Source organism: Streptomyces sp. ISL-100 (assembly GCF_018614615.1).
In the GTDB taxonomy this organism is placed as follows: domain Bacteria; phylum Actinomycetota; class Actinomycetes; order Streptomycetales; family Streptomycetaceae; genus Streptomyces.
In genome coordinates this window covers 25,050-41,736 of sequence record NZ_JAGGOK010000046.1, presented here as the reverse complement: position 1 = coordinate 41,736, position 16,687 = coordinate 25,050, and the positions used below count along the sequence as shown (strand labels likewise).

Annotated in this window: 14 protein-coding genes; 9 read left to right on the top strand and 5 right to left on the bottom strand. The window is 68.3% G+C overall.

Going from position 1 to position 16,687, the window contains the following annotated elements; all coding sequences use genetic code 11:
- Window positions 1–29: 29 nt before the first annotated feature.
- Complete coding sequence (locus J7E89_RS20675) at window positions 30–1,598, bottom strand: RNA polymerase sigma factor RpoD/SigA (RefSeq protein WP_214975668.1); 1,569 nt, start codon at window positions 1,596–1,598, stop codon at window positions 30–32.
- A 213-nt stretch (window positions 1,599–1,811) separates the two neighbouring features.
- On the opposite strand from J7E89_RS20675, the gene J7E89_RS20670 reads away from it, so the two are divergent.
- The 3 genes from J7E89_RS20670 to J7E89_RS20660 are packed head-to-tail and all read left to right on the top strand — an operon-like array spanning window position 1,812 to window position 7,045.
- Complete coding sequence (locus tag J7E89_RS20670) at window positions 1,812–3,629, top strand: DUF4357 domain-containing protein (protein WP_214975666.1); 1,818 nt, start codon at window positions 1,812–1,814, stop codon at window positions 3,627–3,629.
- Window positions 3,626–4,879 (top strand): McrC family protein, encoded by a 1,254-nt coding sequence (locus J7E89_RS20665; RefSeq protein ID WP_374196844.1) that lies wholly within the window; start codon window positions 3,626–3,628, stop codon window positions 4,877–4,879. The genes J7E89_RS20670 and J7E89_RS20665 overlap by 4 nt, the downstream gene beginning before the upstream one ends.
- Window positions 4,880–4,909: 30 nt before the next feature.
- Window positions 4,910–7,045 (top strand): UvrD-helicase domain-containing protein, encoded by a 2,136-nt coding sequence (locus tag J7E89_RS20660; protein WP_214975664.1) that lies wholly within the window; start codon window positions 4,910–4,912, stop codon window positions 7,043–7,045.
- A gap of 60 nt (window positions 7,046–7,105) precedes the next feature.
- Here the strand turns inward: J7E89_RS20660 and J7E89_RS20655 are convergent, their stop codons facing one another.
- Window positions 7,106–8,761: an N-6 DNA methylase gene (locus tag J7E89_RS20655; protein WP_214975662.1), complete on the bottom strand. Its 1,656-nt coding sequence runs from the start codon at window positions 8,759–8,761 to the stop codon at window positions 7,106–7,108.
- A gap of 443 nt (window positions 8,762–9,204) precedes the next feature.
- Here J7E89_RS20655 and J7E89_RS20650 point away from each other — a divergent pair, with 443 nt between their 5' ends.
- The 3 genes from J7E89_RS20650 (at window position 9,205) to polX (ending at window position 13,804) form a co-directional block, all read left to right on the top strand.
- Window positions 9,205–10,743: a TIGR04141 family sporadically distributed protein gene (locus J7E89_RS20650; RefSeq protein WP_214975660.1), complete on the top strand. Its 1,539-nt coding sequence runs from the start codon at window positions 9,205–9,207 to the stop codon at window positions 10,741–10,743.
- 814 nt (window positions 10,744–11,557) lie between these two features.
- The gene (locus tag J7E89_RS20645; RefSeq protein WP_214975658.1) at window positions 11,558–11,824 is read left to right on the top strand and encodes a hypothetical protein; all 267 of its coding nucleotides are present in this window, start codon (window positions 11,558–11,560) and stop codon (window positions 11,822–11,824) included.
- Between the two features lie 252 nt (window positions 11,825–12,076).
- Complete coding sequence (gene polX, locus J7E89_RS20640) at window positions 12,077–13,804, top strand: DNA polymerase/3'-5' exonuclease PolX (RefSeq protein WP_214975656.1); 1,728 nt, start codon at window positions 12,077–12,079, stop codon at window positions 13,802–13,804.
- A gap of 33 nt (window positions 13,805–13,837) precedes the next feature.
- On the opposite strand, the gene J7E89_RS20635 is transcribed toward polX, so the two are convergent.
- From J7E89_RS20635 to J7E89_RS20625, 3 genes are all read right to left on the bottom strand, one after another.
- Window positions 13,838–14,437, bottom strand: a complete 600-nt coding sequence (locus J7E89_RS20635; RefSeq protein WP_214975654.1) for a DUF998 domain-containing protein — start codon at window positions 14,435–14,437, stop codon at window positions 13,838–13,840.
- 129 nt (window positions 14,438–14,566) lie between these two features.
- Entirely contained in the window at window positions 14,567–15,004 is a 438-nt protein-coding gene (locus J7E89_RS20630) for an SRPBCC domain-containing protein (protein WP_214975646.1), read from the bottom strand.
- Window positions 15,001–15,324, bottom strand: coding sequence for a helix-turn-helix transcriptional regulator (locus J7E89_RS20625; RefSeq protein WP_214975644.1), 324 nt, complete (start codon window positions 15,322–15,324; stop codon window positions 15,001–15,003). The genes J7E89_RS20630 and J7E89_RS20625 overlap by 4 nt, the downstream gene beginning before the upstream one ends.
- Window positions 15,325–15,412: 88 nt before the next feature.
- Here J7E89_RS20625 and J7E89_RS20620 point away from each other — a divergent pair, with 88 nt between their 5' ends.
- The 3 genes from J7E89_RS20620 to J7E89_RS20610 are packed head-to-tail and all read left to right on the top strand — an operon-like array spanning window position 15,413 to window position 16,666.
- The gene (locus J7E89_RS20620; protein WP_214975642.1) at window positions 15,413–15,841 is read left to right on the top strand and encodes an SRPBCC domain-containing protein; all 429 of its coding nucleotides are present in this window, start codon (window positions 15,413–15,415) and stop codon (window positions 15,839–15,841) included.
- 8 nt (window positions 15,842–15,849) lie between these two features.
- Complete coding sequence (locus J7E89_RS20615) at window positions 15,850–16,302, top strand: SRPBCC family protein (RefSeq protein ID WP_214975640.1); 453 nt, start codon at window positions 15,850–15,852, stop codon at window positions 16,300–16,302.
- 34 nt (window positions 16,303–16,336) lie between these two features.
- Window positions 16,337–16,666: a TfoX/Sxy family protein gene (locus J7E89_RS20610; RefSeq protein WP_214975638.1), complete on the top strand. Its 330-nt coding sequence runs from the start codon at window positions 16,337–16,339 to the stop codon at window positions 16,664–16,666.
- The last annotated feature ends 21 nt before the right edge of the window (window positions 16,667–16,687 follow it).

Here is a 16,687-nt window from a genome sequence, read left to right as displayed (position 1 = left end):
GGGAGGGGACGGTCGTCGATCCGTCGGGTTCAGGGGGGCGGCGGCATCAGCCCGTGGCGGTCCAGCTGGCCACGGAACTTCCACTTGACCTTCGATTCGATTTGGCGGATGCGTTCGCGAGTGACGCCGAAGACGGCCCCGATGTCCTCCAACGTGTCGGGCTCGTCACCGTCGAGTCCAGTGCGCCGGATGACGACATGCCGCTCGCGCTCGGTGAGGTGTTCCAGGACGTGTCGCAGGCGCGCCAGGAGCTCCTTGCGGATCAGCACGAGGTCAGGTCCGGGCAGACGGTTCGGCCCGATGATCAGGTCACCGAGTGCGGTGTCGTCGCCGATGATCCGGTCCAGGGAGTCGGTGGGCCGGCTGATCCTGCGCACCTCCTCCACTTCGGCGAAGGTGAGGCCACTGACGTAGGCCACGTTGTCGACCGTCCTGGCGCGGCCTTCGCTCAGGAGCTTGCGCTCGGCGACAGCGACCTTGCTCACCTTTTCGTGGACATACGCCGGAAGCCGGATCAGAGTGCCCTCGTCGGCGACGGCCCGGGTGATGGCCTGCTTGATCCACCAGGTCGCGTAGGTCGACAGCTTGTAGCCCTTGGTGGCGTCGAACCTGCGGATCGCGCGCATCAGTCCGATGGTTCCGTGCTGGACGAGATCGTCGACGTCCAGTCCGCGTCCCTGGTAGCCCAACGCGATCTTCCACACGAGCCGTTGGTTGTGCAGGACGAGGCATTCGTAAGCGCGCCACCGCTCGCTGTCGCGGGGCAGCGCAGCGATCTCCTCCGCCGGAACATCGCGGCCGAGGCGGTCGCTGCGGCCGAGGCGGTCGGTACCACCGCGGAGGAGAACGGCGAGGCCGACTTCCTCCTCCGCCTTGAGCAGTATCTTGGCCGTGCCCCGCCGCCACCGATCCTCTTCCAGCACGGCCCGGGCCGCCCGGACGGCGTCGGCCGGTCTCTCGTCCATGACGGAAACAGCAGGGCGGGCGGACTTCTCGCCGATCGGCACCTTCGGGCGGGCGGCGCTCGGCGCCGCAACGGAAACGGGTGCCGTGGACCCGGCCTGACCGCCCGTCACCGCCCGGACGGACATGCCGGGCGGCCGGGGGCGGGTGATCGGAAAGCCAGCGGTCAGCTCACGCGCTTCAGCGGGGCTGAGCCCGTGGAGCCGCACCACGCCGTCATGGGCGAGCTTGCTGACGGCGCCGTCGGCGTCGGCGTAGCGGGCCAGCATCCGCCGGGCCTGGGCCAGGCGTCTGGCGGCCTCAGTGGCGACGAGCCGGGATTCAGGGGCGACAGCGGGTGGGGCTATTGGGGCTGTCGCCTTCACCGATGGGACCACAGCCCGCGTCTCGAAGTCGGAGACGGGCGCGGAGTGGTGGTTCGCCTGTCTTCGGCGTGAGGGCCTCACATGGATGCCGACGATGGCGAGCCCGTTGCGGAGCCTCCGCTGCTGCTCGACGGTCGTAAGCCCGAGTCGGTCCGCTTCCAGGGCGAAGGCCCGCTGACTGACGACTCCCGTACGAGAGGCACAGCGTTTCAGCCTCTCGATAACTGACGGCAACTCCGCCTCGATCGTGCGCCGTTCGGCCTCTGCCATCAATCCCCCACCCATAACGCCCCCATTCCGGCGAACAATCGCCGGTTCCGCCCGAAGGAGCCAGCCGGACATACCGGCACCCTACGACCGGCCCGTTTACACCGTCAACACACTGATCGAACTTGCTTCTTTTAGTTCGAGGGTCGATTGACAGTGTCAACAGGTAGGGTGTGCGTTGTTCGCCGAGGCCTCGCCCTATCCGGAAGGTCACCCATGCCGCAGCCCGACCGTCTCCCCGGCACGCCCGAGTTCCGCATCAAGCTGCCCAAGGACGGTGGTGAGGCGCACGGGTGTCTGCTCACCGAGTTCGGCGGCAACGGCACGCACAAGTTCCTCTTGCAGCAGGGTTCGACAGTGGCGGCCGAGGCGTGGCCCGGGCTCGGCGACCACGCACGCCGGTTCCGTGCGGATCTGCGCGCGAGCGGCCGACTCGTCGACGCACCCACCGATCCCGGCCGGCAGCAAGCACCACCGTGCTGGGTGGCGACCCGGGACATCGAGTGCAACTCCTCCTCGGCCGCCGCCGCACTGGTGTACGGCTACGACGCTTCCGGCCCGGAGTCCTGGCGCACCGCCGAGGGCCATCCGCTCGCCGACTATCTGTCCACCGGCTGGCGCGCCCCGCGAAAGGCGTGGCTGGTGCGCGGCTCCAATGTCGCGGGGCACAACCTCGTACGGCAGCTGTGGCTGCAGGAGGGGTTCGTCTCTCTCGCGGGCGCACACGTGCCCCCCTTGGAGGAGACCGATCCGACCAAGAGCGCACTGCGCCGCTTCGTCGAGGAGGGGTACGAGGGGGCGGCCTCATACAACCAGAAGCGGGGCCTGGTCGACGAACTGCACTCCTTCCTGACACAGATGCGCGTCGGCGACACGGTCGCCACTATCGGCGACGGCTGGCTGCACGTCGGGCGAATCACCGGGGAGGCTGTGCAAACCGCTTCCCCCGGCGGACTGTCCAATCTGCGGCGAACCGTGGCTTGGCGGGCGGACAGCCACGCGTACGAGGAGCTGCCGGAGGAAGTGCAGCAGAAGCTCTCCGTGCAGCATGACGTCGTCGACCTGACCGGCGTCCTGGACGCGCTGGACGGACTCACCGGACGTACGGACCCGGCAGCGGCCGGCGGCACGGGCGAGTATCCCGTCGCCGAACGGCCGACGCAACGGGAGCTGTCCCTGCCAACCATCACCGAGGCATTCGTCGCCGACCTTCTCGTCCACGACCGCGACTGGCTGGAAGAGATGCGTGAACTCCTCTTCGACGAACGCCAGTTGGTGCTCTATGGCCCGCCCGGCACCGGTAAGACGTACCTGGCGATGAAGCTGGCCGAGTACTTCGGCGGCGGCCCGGAGCAGGTCAAGATCGTGCAGTTCCACCCCTCGTACGCCTACGAGGACTTCTTCGAGGGGTTCAGGCCCGTGGAGGACCCCGAAACGAGGGAGGTGGCATTCCGGCTGACGGCGGGCCCGTTGCGGGAGCTCGCCGATCTCGCCTCCCGTGAAGGCAACCGGCACGTCCCGCACTTTCTGATCATCGACGAGATCAACCGGGCCAATCTGGCGAAGGTCTTCGGCGAGCTGTACTTCCTCCTGGAGTACCGGACCAGGTCTGTCCGTCTCACCTACTCCGGGGACGACTTCGCGCTTCCGCCGAATCTGTTCGTGATCGGCACGATGAACACCGCCGACCGGTCGATCGCCCTGGTCGACGCGGCGATGCGGCGGCGTTTCGCGTTCGTGGAACTGTCCCCGCGCACCGAGCCGACCGCCGGGCTGCTCGCACGCTGGTTGAAGCGCGAGGAGAGGGACCTGAAGCCCGCCCGCCTCCTCGACGCCCTCAACGCCCGCATCGACGACGCCGACTTCGCCATCGGCCCCTCGTATCTGATGAAGCCCGGCGTCTACCGGGACGGCGGCCTCGAACGGACCTGGCGCACGAAGATCCTGCCTCTGCTAGAGGAGCACCACTACGGCGAGGGCCTCGACGTGTCCGCCCGCTACGGCCTCGACTCGCTGCGCAAGCAGCGCCCGTGACCGTGCACGAGGTGGTGCTGCGCGAATACGGGCCCGCCCTCTCCGTCCCGCTGAGCCCCGAGGCCGGACGAGCCCTGGCCGCCTCCGGCATCCTGCAGAGCGCGACCCCGGACCCCGGCCGGGACGGGCACTGGCTGCTGCGGGCAGGCAGCCGGGTCGGCGCCGTGCGCGCGCCCGGCGGCCCAGTCGTACGGATCATGCCCAAGACCCCCGTGAGCCGGCTCTTCTTCCTCCTCGGCTTCAGCCTCGCCCCGGCACGCGCCTGGCGCGACAGCCGGGAAGGCACCGTCGACACCGGCGCGTACGAAGACGTCGTCCCCGCGCTCGCGCACGCAGTGGAGCGGCAGATCGACGCGGCGCTGCGGCAGGGGGTCCTCCAGGGCTACCGGGACGTGGAAGAGTCAGCGCTGGTCGTGCGCGGACGGCTGCGCGAGGCCGAGCAGATCCGGCGGCACTTCGGCCGTACCCCGCCCGTGGAGATCGCCTACGACGCCTACACCGCCGACACCGCCGACAACCGCATCCTGCGCGCCGCCGCTGAGCGGTTGCTGCGGCTGCCGGGCGTTCCCGGTCCCGTCCGGCGGCGCCTCGCCCATCAGCGCGTACGTCTCGCCGACGCTCTGCCGCTCATACGGGGGCAGGAACTGCCACACTGGCAGCCGTCGCGCCTGAACTCTCGCTACCAGCCCGCACTGCGGCTCGCCGAGGCCGTCCTGCGCGGCACCTCGCCGGAACACCAGCCGGCCGGAGCCGACCCACTCGCAGTGGACGGCTTCCTGCTCGACATGAACAAGCTGTTCGAGGACTTCGTGACGGTTGCTCTGCGTGAGGCACTCCGAGAGCACGCTCTGACCGCGCGCCTCCAGGCCCCCCACCATCTCGACACCGCCGGTCTCGTACGAATGCGCCCCGATCTCGTTGTCCGCACCGGCGACGGACGCACTTCGCTCGCCGTCGTGGACGCCAAGTACAAGGTCGAGAAAGCCGACGGGCTCCTCAACGCCGACCTGTACCAGGCACTGGCCTATGCCACCGTGCTCGGCCTGCCTGAGGCACACCTGGTCTACGCGGTCGGACGGCGGCCCGAGCGCTTCCATGAGGTGCGCGGAACGACGGCAGGCCCAGAAGGACGGGGAGTGCGGCTGCACCAGCACAGCCTCGACCTCACCGGCGAACCCGGACAACTCCTGTCGGCTCTGCGGGAGATCGCCGCACGGCTGGCAGGAGCCACTCCGTATCCGCGATCATGAAAGAACGTCAGGCTGAAAGGAAGAGACCTCATGCCCCGGCTCGCCTTCGCCCAGAGCTTCTGGGACGGCTACGACACCCTGGAGAAGCCGGTCCGAGCCGGAGTACGCAAGGCCATGGCGAAATTCCACGCCTTGAGCGTCGCCGAACTCAACGCGGACAAGGGACTGCACCTGGAGTCCGTCGAGAACGCCCGTGACCGGCGGATGCGCACCATTCGCATCACCGACTTCTGGCGGGGCGTCGTCCTCGCCCCCGACGACGGCAGTGATGTGTTCCTCTTGGTCAACGTCCTGCCGCATGACGATGCCTACACCTGGGCCGCGAAGCGTCTGTACAGCGCGAACTCCGCGACCCGAGCCCTGGAGGTACGTAACGCCGTCGCCCTGGACGAGTTGACACCGCTGTACGAGACGGCCGCACGCACGGCTCCTCGGCTGCTGTTCGCTGACGTCTCCGACGGCACGCTGCGCGAACTCGGCGTCGATGACCAAGTTCTGCGCGCCGCGCGTTCGCTGGTGGACAAGGCCCAACTGGATGCTTTTTCCACGCTGCTGCCGGAGGACCAGCTGGAGGTGCTGCAGTACCTCGCCGAAGGATTCAGCCCGGAAGCGGTCTACCGGGACGTCGTGGCCGTCCGTCGGCCCGCCGACGCTCCCGCCGAGCCGGTCGAGGACCTGGCCACGGTGATCGCCAACACTCCTGCACGCATCCGCCTGGTCACCGGGCCACAGGAGCTGGAAGAGATCCTCGAGAAGCCTTTCGAGGCCTGGCGGGTCTTTCTCCACCCCTCCCAGCGGCGTGTCGCCTACCGCACCTCGTACGGTGGCCCCGTCCAGGTCACGGGGGGACCCGGGACGGGCAAGACGGTGGCCGCCCTGCACCGGGTCAAGCACCTGCTCGGCCGTTCCGGCGACAGCCGCATCCTGCTCACCACGTACACGAACGCGCTCGCCGCCGGTCTGCGCGAGATGCTCTGCCTGCTCCTCGACGAGGACGAGAAACTGCTGGCGCGGGTCGACGTGACGACGGTCGACGCCTATGCGAACGGCATCGTGCGCGCGAAGTCGGCGGCCGTGCCCAAGCCCATCGGGGACCGCGAACAGCGGCAGTTGTGGGAGAAGGCCGTCAAGCAGCTCGGTCTGCCGTTCACCGCCCAGTTCCTGGCCCAGGAGTACCGGCACGTCGTACTCGGCCAGAACCTCCGCGATCTCGACGCCTATCTCGGTGCGAGCCGCCGCGGCCGCGGTACCGGCCTCGGTCCCACGCGCCGCCGAGAGATATGGAGCGGCGTGCAGCGGTTCGAACAGTTCCTGCGCGACCGCGGCGAGACCACGCACCTGCGGGTCTGCGCCCGCGCGGCGGAACTCCTCACCGACGATCCGGTCCCGTACGCCCATGTCGTCGTCGACGAAGGGCAGGACCTGCACCCGGCGCAGTGGCGTGTGTTGCGCGCTGCCGTCTCTCCCGGCCCCGACGACCTGTTCGTCACCGGCGACCCGCACCAGCGGATCTACGACTCCCGGGTGTCCCTCGCCTCCCTGGGCATCACCACGACCGGACGCAGCTTCCGGTTGCGCGTCAACTACCGCTCCACCGAGGAAATCCTCGCCTGGTCGGCGCGGCTCCTCTCGTCCGTCACCATCGACGCTCTCGAGGGCGAGGGAACGGACTCGCTGGCCGGATACCGATCCCTGCTGCATGGGCGTCGCCCCCAGGTGCAGGCGTACACGACCCGGCAGGAGGAGACCGAGGCCCTGGTGGACAGGGTCCGGGCGTTGCTCGCCGAGAGCCTGGCACCGCACGAGATCGGCGTGTGCGCACGCTTCAACCTGTCTCTGGACGCGGCCGAGGAGAAACTGAAGGCGGCCGGCATACCGGTGCTACGGGTCAAAGGGCAGGTCGCGCAGGGTACCGAGGGGGTACGGCTGGCGACCATGCACGCGATGAAGGGGCTGGAGTTCCGGGCGGTGTCCGTCATCGGTGTCAATGAGGGCACTGTTCCGTTCGCCCGCGAGATCACCCCACGTGAGGCGGATCCTCTGCAGCACGACGCCGATGTGCTCCGGGAGCGCTGCCTTCTCTTCGTCGCCTGCACCCGCGCTCGCGAAGCCCTGAGTGTGACGTGGAGCGGGGCTCCGAGCCCGTTTCTGATACGCGCCACCTGATCGGCCGCCCGGGGCGGACCGTGCGGGGCATGAGCCCGGAATGTCCCGCATCGTGGGCCGTTACTCCTCGGGTGCCAGTGCGCCCGTCGCGAGGCCGTCACGGGCCACTTCGGCAAACTGTCGGTTCAGTTCGTCGACCTTTCGCATGCCTTCCTCGAAGGCGGACAAGGCCCGGAAGGCAGCACCGTACCGACGCTGCTCGTCAATGCCCATCCGGGGGATGCGTGACCCCCGGCCGTCAAGACGGTGGGTCCCGCTGGCGCTTGTGGACCGACGGACGTTGACGGAGCTGCGCAGGAAACCCTGCAGATAGTCCGTGTCGAGCTGTTCGCTGGCCGAGACCGGTTCCGGACCGTCGTACGTGACGAGTCCGGCGCGGGCGAGGTCCGCGACGCTGGTGGTGGCGCCGTCCAGCGAGCCAGGTCCGCCACCCGCCGCAAGTTCGGGCAGAAGCGCGTCGAGTCGGCGGATCTGATCCTCCAGCTCCTTGCGCAGGGCGGCGTACTCACCGGGAAAGTCGCGGTGCCGGGAACGGAGATGGCTGCCGGGGGTCAGGTCGACGGTGTCGTCGAGGAGTTCGATCAGCGGCACGTCGGCGACCTGATCAGGGCGGGGTTCCAGGCTGCCGTCGGGGCTGTTGCCGGTCAGGTCGACCATGCGCACGGTGTGGTTCGCATCCACGCCTTCCGCGTTCTCGGGACGCCGCAGAGACCACAGGTGGACAGGCAGGGCGTGAGAGGTCGCCGTCCCCGGTGGCAGGGCGACCACTTGACGCACAATGCCCCGGCGCACGAGTTCCGACCGGATACGGCGGCCCGCCTTGCGGTAGGCCACTGAGGCAGGCATGACCATGAGGACGCGGCCGCCGGGCTCGGTGTGCGCATAGGCATGCTGGAGCCACGCGAGCTCGCCTTCGGCCTTGGAGGGAGTACCGAGTTCCCAGCGGGAGTCGAGCAGCAATTCCTCACGTCCCCACTCGGTCACACCGGCCGGCGGGTCACAGACGACCAGATCCGCCTTGAGATCCGGCCACTCGTCTGCGCGCAGGGAGTCACCTGCCACGATGCGCACGGCCGATCGGGCCAGAAGGTCGGCGCGGAGCTGCGCGAAACGGGCACTGTCGTTGTCCATCTCCTGGCCGCAGCAGCGCGTGCCTTCTCGGGAAGCGACGGACAGGAGCAGCACTCCGATTCCGCAGGCGGGATCGAAGACCGTGGCGTCGGCCGGAAGCTCGTGAGCGAAGTGGCACACGGCACGCACCACGCGCTCGGGAGTCACCTGGTCCGATCCCGCACGCCGTGCGGAGTCCATGAACCGTTCGGTCAGTCCGTTGACCAGGTCGACAGGCGCGTCGCTTCGGGCGAGCCCCCGTACACGGGTGGCGACGTCATCCGGCAGTCTCAGTCCTTGTTCACCGGACAACACCGCGGCCACCTCTGCCAGTCCCGCGACCATCTGCTCCCCGTACGCGGCCCGCATGGCCTGCCACAACTCGACTTCCGGTGACACTTCCTGACCTTTGCGCTGCCTATCCAGCCATTCCTGGACCTCGGCCAGCGCGTAGAGCGGACTGTTCGCGGCACCTCCCGCCGGCGCGGGGAAGTCGTCGTAGCGCCGACGCCAGTTGGAGACAGCGGCCCGAGTGACCCCGGCCAGCCGAGCGATCTCGGAACCGGTGACAAGCGGGCCGACCGATGAAGCGGCTTTGTCCGTCATAACTCCAGCGTACACGGGCCGCCACTCTAATTCCAGAGTTAAGCCTGTTGACGTCGTACACACATCGATGCCACTATCCTTCGTGTACCCGGTTTCGTCCGTCGGCGTCTGTGTCGAGGACGACGGCCGCCCCGACGCGGCGCTCCGCCGCAGGTGATGTAGACGGCCGGGACTCCGAGCACCTCGGGAAAATGCGGATCGGCTCTGAGCCTGTCCAGAAATTCGTCGTCAAGAGCGTCCAGCATGGCCTCCGGGGTGGGGGCCACACCGGGCAGCCGGTAAACGGTGCGTACTGCGGTGTTCGGTGCCAAGGGGTGCCTCCGTGGGGCAGGGAGTGAGAGGTCTACAGGACGAGCGGGACACGTCGATGCCTTCGTGGTCGTGGCTGGGCAGGACGAGGGCAGCTGCGGCAAGGTCACGCAGTACGGCCCCGGTTCAAGAGGATGGAGCACACCGAGGCCCCGTGGTGCGAGCCCATGTCGCGCACCACCGCCATCACGGTCACCGAAAGCGTTCGTCGCACTGCCGCCGTGCTCCTGCTCGCCGTCGACGGCACGGTGTACGCCATCGGCTGCGACCAGGGATACCGACTGATCCCCGACCACCTCAAGGACAAGCGCTTCGGTCTCTCCTTCGCCATCCGGCAGATGGATCCGACCATGATCCGCGAGGCTGTGTCGAGGTCTCTCGGGCAGGCGCGCACCGACATCTCCCTGGTTCCGGGCGGCGCCCCGGTCCCCCTGCTCGGCATCCGTGACCACTCGCGCATCGTGCGCAGCCTGGGCGGCTACCTCGACGACCTTCCGCTCACCCGGTCGCGGTACACGCGTGGAAAGGCCGTCAGTGCCCAGGGCGGATGCGGGCTGAGGATCGCCCTGGGAATCGAACCTGAGGCTCTGCTCTCCGACCTGCGGACCATCGCCAGGATCTGCCGCGAGGACATCCCGCACCAGGAGCTGAGATTCGTCGACCACATCGTGCCGGTCAGCGACCCTGTGACCCTCGACGCCCTCGAACGGGCTTTGGACGGCCGCCTCGGCCAGGCCGCCTACGGACGGATCTCCGTCGCCGTCCCCTCCGAACATCACGTGGCATACGCGGAGGCCACCACCTACATCACGCAGATCAACAGCGCCGGAGCCCTGCGATCCGACGACGTCGACCTCGGCTACGTACTCACCCGGGCCAGGCTCGCACCGCCCGGCCGACGCCTCAAGGTGCTGCGCGAGGGCACCGTGACTCTTGCCAGGGACCGCCGGGCGGGGGCCGTCGACACGCTCGCCGTCACCAGCGCGCTGACCTGGCTGGAGGCCGGCATTTCCCTCGGCTCCCGACGGTTCTTCCTGATGGACAGCGAGTGGTATGAGGTCGGGGCCGCCTATGTGGACGAGTGCCGGGCCGCCGTGGCGGCGCTGCTGCCCGGCTCACCCTCCATCTCCCTTCCCGCCTGGATGGACAGGGAGTCCGAGAACGCCTACAACAACAGAGTGGCCGACAACCGGCCGGGCTGGGTCTGTCTCGACACCAAGAACGTCACCAATCCTCTCCGCCCCAGAGATCAGGTCGAAATCTGCGACCTGCTCGTACCTGACGGCACCTTGGTCCTCGTCAAGCGCGCAGGCAGTTCCGGTCCGCTGAGTCACCTCTTCAGCCAGGCCCGGGTGGCGGTCGAACTGCTTCAGGAGTCCGCCCAGGTCCGTGCGGATTTCACTGCGAAGGTGGCCCGGCTCAGCGGGGGCAAGTGCTTGCTTCCGGAGGACTTCACACCCAAGCGGATCGTCCTCGCCGTACTCCTCAAGAATCGCGAGAAGCTGACCCTGGCGTCCATCTTCGGCTTCTCCCAGATCACCATCGCCCAGACGGCGAAGGCCCTGGCAGCGCGAGGGGTGAGTGTCCAGGTCGTTGGTATCCCTGAGGGCGGCCCAGACGCGCTTCCCCCGCCCTCATGTCACGTAGGGGTCGGGGCAGCGGCCCTTGCCTGACAACCCCGGACGCCAGTTCGCTCTCGTTTCCGGTGACACCGATGGCATTGCCTAAGCGCGCCGCCCCCTACGTGGCACCGAGGAGCGGACGAGACGTTCGGCGCCTCCGTCGCTGGTGGGCGTCACAGCCGTCATCGGTCCCCGATCAGAAACCCGTGACGGGAGCAGTCTGCCTGCTTACCGCAGACCCGAAGCCCCAGCTCTTCCCGAAGTTCGCACACTGGCGGGGCAGTCCGACCCCTTCCTTCGACCACGCCCCCGGGACGTACCTTCCCCTCTCCTATGCCCGTCTTCTGCTGAACGATGAATGCACACGAGGGAAAAGGACGGGCGCGTCATCAGCTACGAACGTGTGGGGCGCTACATCGGGAACTCGCGGTTCACGGACTTGGTGAAGCACGGCCTCGTCGGGGCAGCGGGAACGAGCTTCAAGGAGCTGCGCAACCTTCGAAACGAGCCAGACGCCTCGTGCACGCGCCACGCGGGTCCGCAACCGAAGCGCAAAGAAGAGGCCGAAGGTGAATTCCTACTCCCCCGCGCAGCAGTCGCTGTTCGACATCCCGGACTCCTGATCCGCGGCAAGCAGGGTTGAAGCCTCGCCATGCCGCCAACCACCCGATGGTTTCATGAGGTTCTCTTCCATGGGGCGATGAGTACCGCGGCCTGTTCCTGGTCGCGGTCGTGGCCGACCGGCCGGAGCCCAACACTTATATGGGAATGGGATTGCTGCCAGATCTCCCCTCTCCGCCCGCCGGGGCCTTTCCTGCGAAGCACCAGGTCGCAGTCGGACACGTTGGCGAAGGGGCAGACGTGCGTGGCACAGACGGGGACGACGGTGGCTGGCAACACGACGACCGCTGAGAACGGCAGGAGTCTGTTCGTCGGCTTCGGGGCCGTTCGCACCGCGACGACAGCGGACTCCACCACCGCCCTGACGGACGGCCTGGTCGCGCCAGACTCGAACGTGCTGCTCAACCTCTACCAGTACACCGAGCAGCCGCGTCCTGACCTTGTCGAGTTGGCCAACTGGGCTTCCCTACGGGACACCGTCGCGCCCCATGCTGACCGCTTGCTGACCTAAACGCGGCGATCGCGGCTCTGACCTGCACAGACGCCCAATCACTACATGTTGGACTTGAACATGGTACGAAGCACGGAGAAACTCCCGATCTGTCGGCTCCCTGCCCGCTTCACGCAGGTCAAGGGCGTTCCCCGGAGCCTACAACGATTCGCATATTCGGTCAGCTTTCCCTCGGTCTTTCGCCGGTCATGGCAGGCCCTCGCCCGGGCGCCCGGCGTGCCTGCCGGGGGCGAGCGGGGGCACCCTGGAGACATGGTGCGAGCCAACGACCAGGTGGAGGCGCTGCTCCAGGAGTACGCCGACCTCATCGCGATCCGGGGCGGGGAGGCATTCAAGGCGCGCGCCTACGAAAAGGCCGCCCGCGCCGTCGGGGGCTACGCGGAGGATGTCTCGAAGCTCGATGCCGAGGGGCTGCGCGAGATCCCGAACGTCGGCAAGTCCGTCGCCGACAAGATCATGGAGTACCTGCGGACCGGCCGTATGTCCGTCGTCGAGAAGGCCCGGGCGTCCGTGCCGGCCGGAGTGCGCGAGCTGACCACGATTCCGGGACTCGGGCCCCGCAAGGCCATGGTCCTGTACGAGGAGCTCGGAGTTGCCTCCGTCGACCAGCTGCTCGACGCCATTCACAAGGAACGGCTGCGCGATCTGAAGGGCTTCGGAGAGCGGACGGAAGACAACCTCCTGCACGGCATCTCGGTGCTGCAGAAGGCCGGTGAGGGCCGGATCCTCGTCAGCGCCGCCATGGACGTCGCCGAACAGCTCGTCGCCGAGCTGTCGGGCATCCCCGGCTGCGTCCGGTGCGCGTACGCGGGGTCCCTGCGCCGTATGAAGGAGACCATCGGGGACGTCGACATCCTGGTGGCGGCACGCCGGGCGGCCCCTTTCATGGACGCCCTCACCGCCCTTCCGCACACGGCCGAGGTCATCGCACACGGGGAGAAGAAGACCTCCGTGCGCACCACCACGGGGCTTCAGGTCGATCTACGGGTCCTTCCCCCGGCCTCCTGGGGCGCGGGGCTGCAGTACTTCACCGGCTCCAAGGCGCACAACATCCGCACGCGCGAAATCGCGGTGCGTCAGGGCCTCAAGCTGTCCGAGTACGGGCTCTTCGACGCCGAGAGCGGCGAGAGCATCACCTCCGAGACGGAGGAGGACATCTACGCCAGGCTCGGACTGCCCTGGATACCGCCGACGCTGCGCGAGGACCGCGGTGAGATCGCGGCCGGGCTGCGCGGCGAGCTCCCGGACCTCCTGACGGAGAAGGACATCCGCGGCGATCTGCACACCCACACCGACTTCACCGACGGGCTGGCCCCGCTGGAGGACATGGTCGCCGCCGCTGCCGACCGCGGTTACGCGTACTACGCCGTCACCGACCACGCCCCCAATCTGTACATGCAGCGCATGACCGACGAGAAGATCCTCGCCCAGCGCGAGCGGGTCCGCGCGCTCGACGGCGCGCACCACAAGATGCGGCTGCTGCACGGCACGGAACTCAACATCGGCCCGGACGGCACCCTGGACTGGCCCGACGAGTTCCTCGCGGATTTCGACATCTGTGTGGCCTCGGTCCACTCCCACTTCAACCAGAGCAAGCGGGAACTCACCCGCCGTCTCCTCCGCGCCTGCGAGAACCCGCACGTCGCCGTCATCGGCCATCCCACGACCCGCCGGATCGGCAAACGCCCGGGCATCGATGCCGACTTCGACGCGGTGTTCAAGGCCTGCGCGCGGGCGGGTACCGCTCTGGAGATCAACGCGCATCCCGAGCGGCTCGACCTGTGTGACGAGGACATCCTGCGCGCGAAACGGCACGGCGTGAAGTTCGCCGTGAACTCCGACTCACACGCCATCACGCATCTGCCGTACATGCGCTACGGGGTGGCGACGGCGCAGCGTGGCTGGCTGACGACGGAAGACGTCATCAACACGTGGCCACTGACGAAGCTCCGCCGGTTCCTGGCCAAAAAAGGCCCCTGACGAGCCGCGGCCACATCCGGCTGTCAGCCGCGGTCACTTCGAAGGTGCGTCGTTGTCGGCATGCCGAAGGCAAGAAGCAACAACCACCAAGGGCCATAGGGACTGAATGCATGTCACAAGGCGTTCAGCAACGCCAGGAACACCGTGACGGTGCGTTTCGATCAGGAACCAGCCTGCACCGAAGCCCATCAGAGCGGTCGCCACGATGGAGGGCACGAGCCGTAGTCCCCAGGGTGCGTCTCCGCCGCGATCGGCAGCCAGCACCGGCCACACCGCCAGGAGGGTGAAGCCCACCACGGCGACCGACCCGTGGTGCAGGGCCCCCCCACTGCTCGGCGCGGGGAGCAGAGTCACCACGAACGCCGCCACTCCGCCGCCGCCCAGCGCCAGAAGTCCGGCGAGTGCGGCTGGGCGCAGCCCCCAGGCGGTAAGCAGGTGGCAGACGCCCAGGGCGAGGAGCGCTCCGGTCATCACCCAGAATCCCGCAGCACCGTAGGCCCCCAGGACGCTGATCGTCTGAGTGGCGGGATCGTAGGCGGCTCCCTCCAGTAGTGCCGCGATCGTCCAGCCTCCGACCAACAGGACAGGGGCACACCCCGACGAAAGCAGGGCCCACCTGGGGACAGGTCGCATCAGCCCACCGTAAAGCGCTCGGTCATTCCTTCGCCACGCACACGCAGGCGAGTGGAATCCGAATGGGCATGTGTCGACCGCAGAGCAACCAGGTCCGCGCAGCCGCCCGGCCCCGTAGCCGCCCGCCGGTCACGTCCAGTCGTCGGGACCGGGGTCGCCGCCTTCTGCCCGTACCGCGAGACGCCCCACGTAGTGCGTCCAGCCTTCCGCGTGCGCGGCGCGGGCCTCGGGAGTGGGCAGGCCGCTGTGCACCAGGCGAAGCAGGGTGCCGTCCGGGACTGGCTCCAGAGTGATCTCCACGGTGCTGGAGCCGGGCGGCACGGGCCCGGCCTCCTCGGCCCAACCCCACGTGAAGACCAGGCGCTTGGGCGGATCGATCTCGACGAAGCGTCCGGTGGCGACGTTCTCGCCGATGACCGTGGTGCGGTACGCACCGTCGGGCTCGAAAGTGAACTCGCCGTCCGTGCCCATCCAGGACAGCCACTTCTCGCGGTCGGTGAAGAAGGAGAACACCGTCTCGGGCCGGGCGGCGATGCGCCGCTCGACCGTGACTACGTCTGTGCTCATGAGGCCGGCCCTTCCGACTCCTCTGTACGCTCGGCCGCCTCCGCCAGTTCGGCGAGGGTGTCGAGCTTGGTGACCCACATCGACTGCAAGTAGTCGGCCAGCGGGCCCATGCCCTCGCGATCCGCTTGATAGAAGCGTTTCTTGCCGTCCTGGCGCAGCGTAACCAGCCCGTGGTCCCTGAGCACCTTGAGGTGCTGGGAGACCGCGCCGAAGGTGACGTCGAACCGCTCGGCGATCTCTCCCGCGGACAGCTCTGTGTCCCAGACCAGGCGCAGGATCTCGCGCCGTCTGGGCTCGGCGACCGCCCGTACCGCATCCATGCGGAACATTTTAGCCGCCGCTTCAATTTGCCATCGGCGGGGATGTCATTTTAGTGTTGACTAAAGCGAAGATTCGAAAGGACCCCCCATGGCTGACATCGCCCTTCAAACCCGTATCGACTCCACTCCGGAGACCGTCTACCGCGCCCTCTCCACCGCCGAGGGTGTCGCCGGCTGGTTCACCACCGGCGCCGAGATCGGGGAGGGCGTCGGCGCCCTGCACCGGCTCTCCTTCCCTGACGCTCCGATGACCTGGGACTTCCGCATCGACCAGGCCGAGCCGGGCAAGCGTCTGGCACAGACCGTGGTCGCCGGACCGCCGCAGTGGGTCGGCACCGAGCTGCTCTACTCACTGGAGGCGCACCCCGAGGGCGGCACGGTGGTGCGGTTCGACCACACCGGTTTCGCCAAGATCGACGACATGTTCCGCGAGGTAACCATGGGCTGGGCGGGCATGTTCATGCGCCTGAAGGAGTACGTCGAGACCGGAACGCCCGTGCCCCACTTCACCGTCTGACACACGCCATGACGATCGACGAAACAGCGGAGCGGGTGATCCCGCTTCCGCCCGACCAGGTGGCGGGCTACGCCATGGACTGGCGCAACGACCCCGAGTGGACCCAAGGCATCCGCGTGGCGACACTGACCCGGGAAGCCGACGGGGGCGGGTTCGGTGTCGGCGCCGAGGTGACCCGCACTGCCTACTTCCTAGGCAAGCGCATCGACTACGTGCTCCGCATCTCCAAGCACGAGCCCGCGGAGCTGCTGGACATGGTGTCGGTGGCCGGCCCGATGCCGATGCACATCACCTACACGTTCGCCCCGCACCCGCGGGGCACGCTCGCGGCCATCCGGGTCCGGGGCGACGCGGGCGGCCTCTACCGCCTGGCCGCGCCCATCATGGCAAGGAAGGTCCGCTCCTCCATCGGCAAGGACCTGCGCGACCTCGAGCGCAAGCTGCCGGAGGCACCGCGATGAGCGTCGGCCTTCCTTCGACTTCGTGAGGTGTGTCATGGCATTCGACGAGGGACTGGCCGAGCGGATCCGCGAACGTCTCGGCGCGGACCCCCTGATCGCCGAGAAGCGCATGTTCGGCGGCCTGGCGTTCCTGCGTCAGGGCAACATGGCCGTGGGCGTCATCGGGGACGAACTCATGGTCCGTGTCGGACCCGAGCACACCGATGCCGCACTGGCCCGCCCCGGCGCGCGGGTCTTCGACTTCACCGGCCGCCCGATGCGCGGCTGGGTCGTCGTCGCCGCGAACGTGCTCACCAAGGACGCCGAACTCGACGCCTGGATCCGGGAAGGGCACGCCTTCGCAGCCGGCCTGCCGCCCAAGTAGGCCGATCGCAAGGCCCCCCGT

Bases quoted from the DNA above. Each gene is read 5' to 3' on its own strand.
- J7E89_RS20610 (WP_214975638.1), top strand. From the start codon at position 16,337: ATGGCATTCGACGAGGGACTGGCCGAGCGGATCCGCGAACGTCTCGGC.
- J7E89_RS20670 (WP_214975666.1), top strand. From the start codon at position 1,812: ATGCCGCAGCCCGACCGTCTCCCCGGCACGCCCGAGTTCCGCATCAAG.
- J7E89_RS20615 (WP_214975640.1), top strand. From the start codon at position 15,850: ATGACGATCGACGAAACAGCGGAGCGGGTGATCCCGCTTCCGCCCGAC.
- J7E89_RS20675 (WP_214975668.1), bottom strand. From the start codon at position 1,598: ATGGCAGAGGCCGAACGGCGCACGATCGAGGCGGAGTTGCCGTCAGTT.
- J7E89_RS20655 (WP_214975662.1), bottom strand. From the start codon at position 8,761: ATGACGGACAAAGCCGCTTCATCGGTCGGCCCGCTTGTCACCGGTTCC.
- J7E89_RS20620 (WP_214975642.1), top strand. From the start codon at position 15,413: ATGGCTGACATCGCCCTTCAAACCCGTATCGACTCCACTCCGGAGACC.
- J7E89_RS20660 (WP_214975664.1), top strand. From the start codon at position 4,910: ATGCCCCGGCTCGCCTTCGCCCAGAGCTTCTGGGACGGCTACGACACC.
- J7E89_RS20635 (WP_214975654.1), bottom strand. From the start codon at position 14,437: ATGCGACCTGTCCCCAGGTGGGCCCTGCTTTCGTCGGGGTGTGCCCCT.
- J7E89_RS20625 (WP_214975644.1), bottom strand. From the start codon at position 15,324: ATGGATGCGGTACGGGCGGTCGCCGAGCCCAGACGGCGCGAGATCCTG.
- J7E89_RS20650 (WP_214975660.1), top strand. From the start codon at position 9,205: ATGGAGCACACCGAGGCCCCGTGGTGCGAGCCCATGTCGCGCACCACC.
- J7E89_RS20630 (WP_214975646.1), bottom strand. From the start codon at position 15,004: ATGAGCACAGACGTAGTCACGGTCGAGCGGCGCATCGCCGCCCGGCCC.
- polX (WP_214975656.1), top strand. From the start codon at position 12,077: ATGGTGCGAGCCAACGACCAGGTGGAGGCGCTGCTCCAGGAGTACGCC.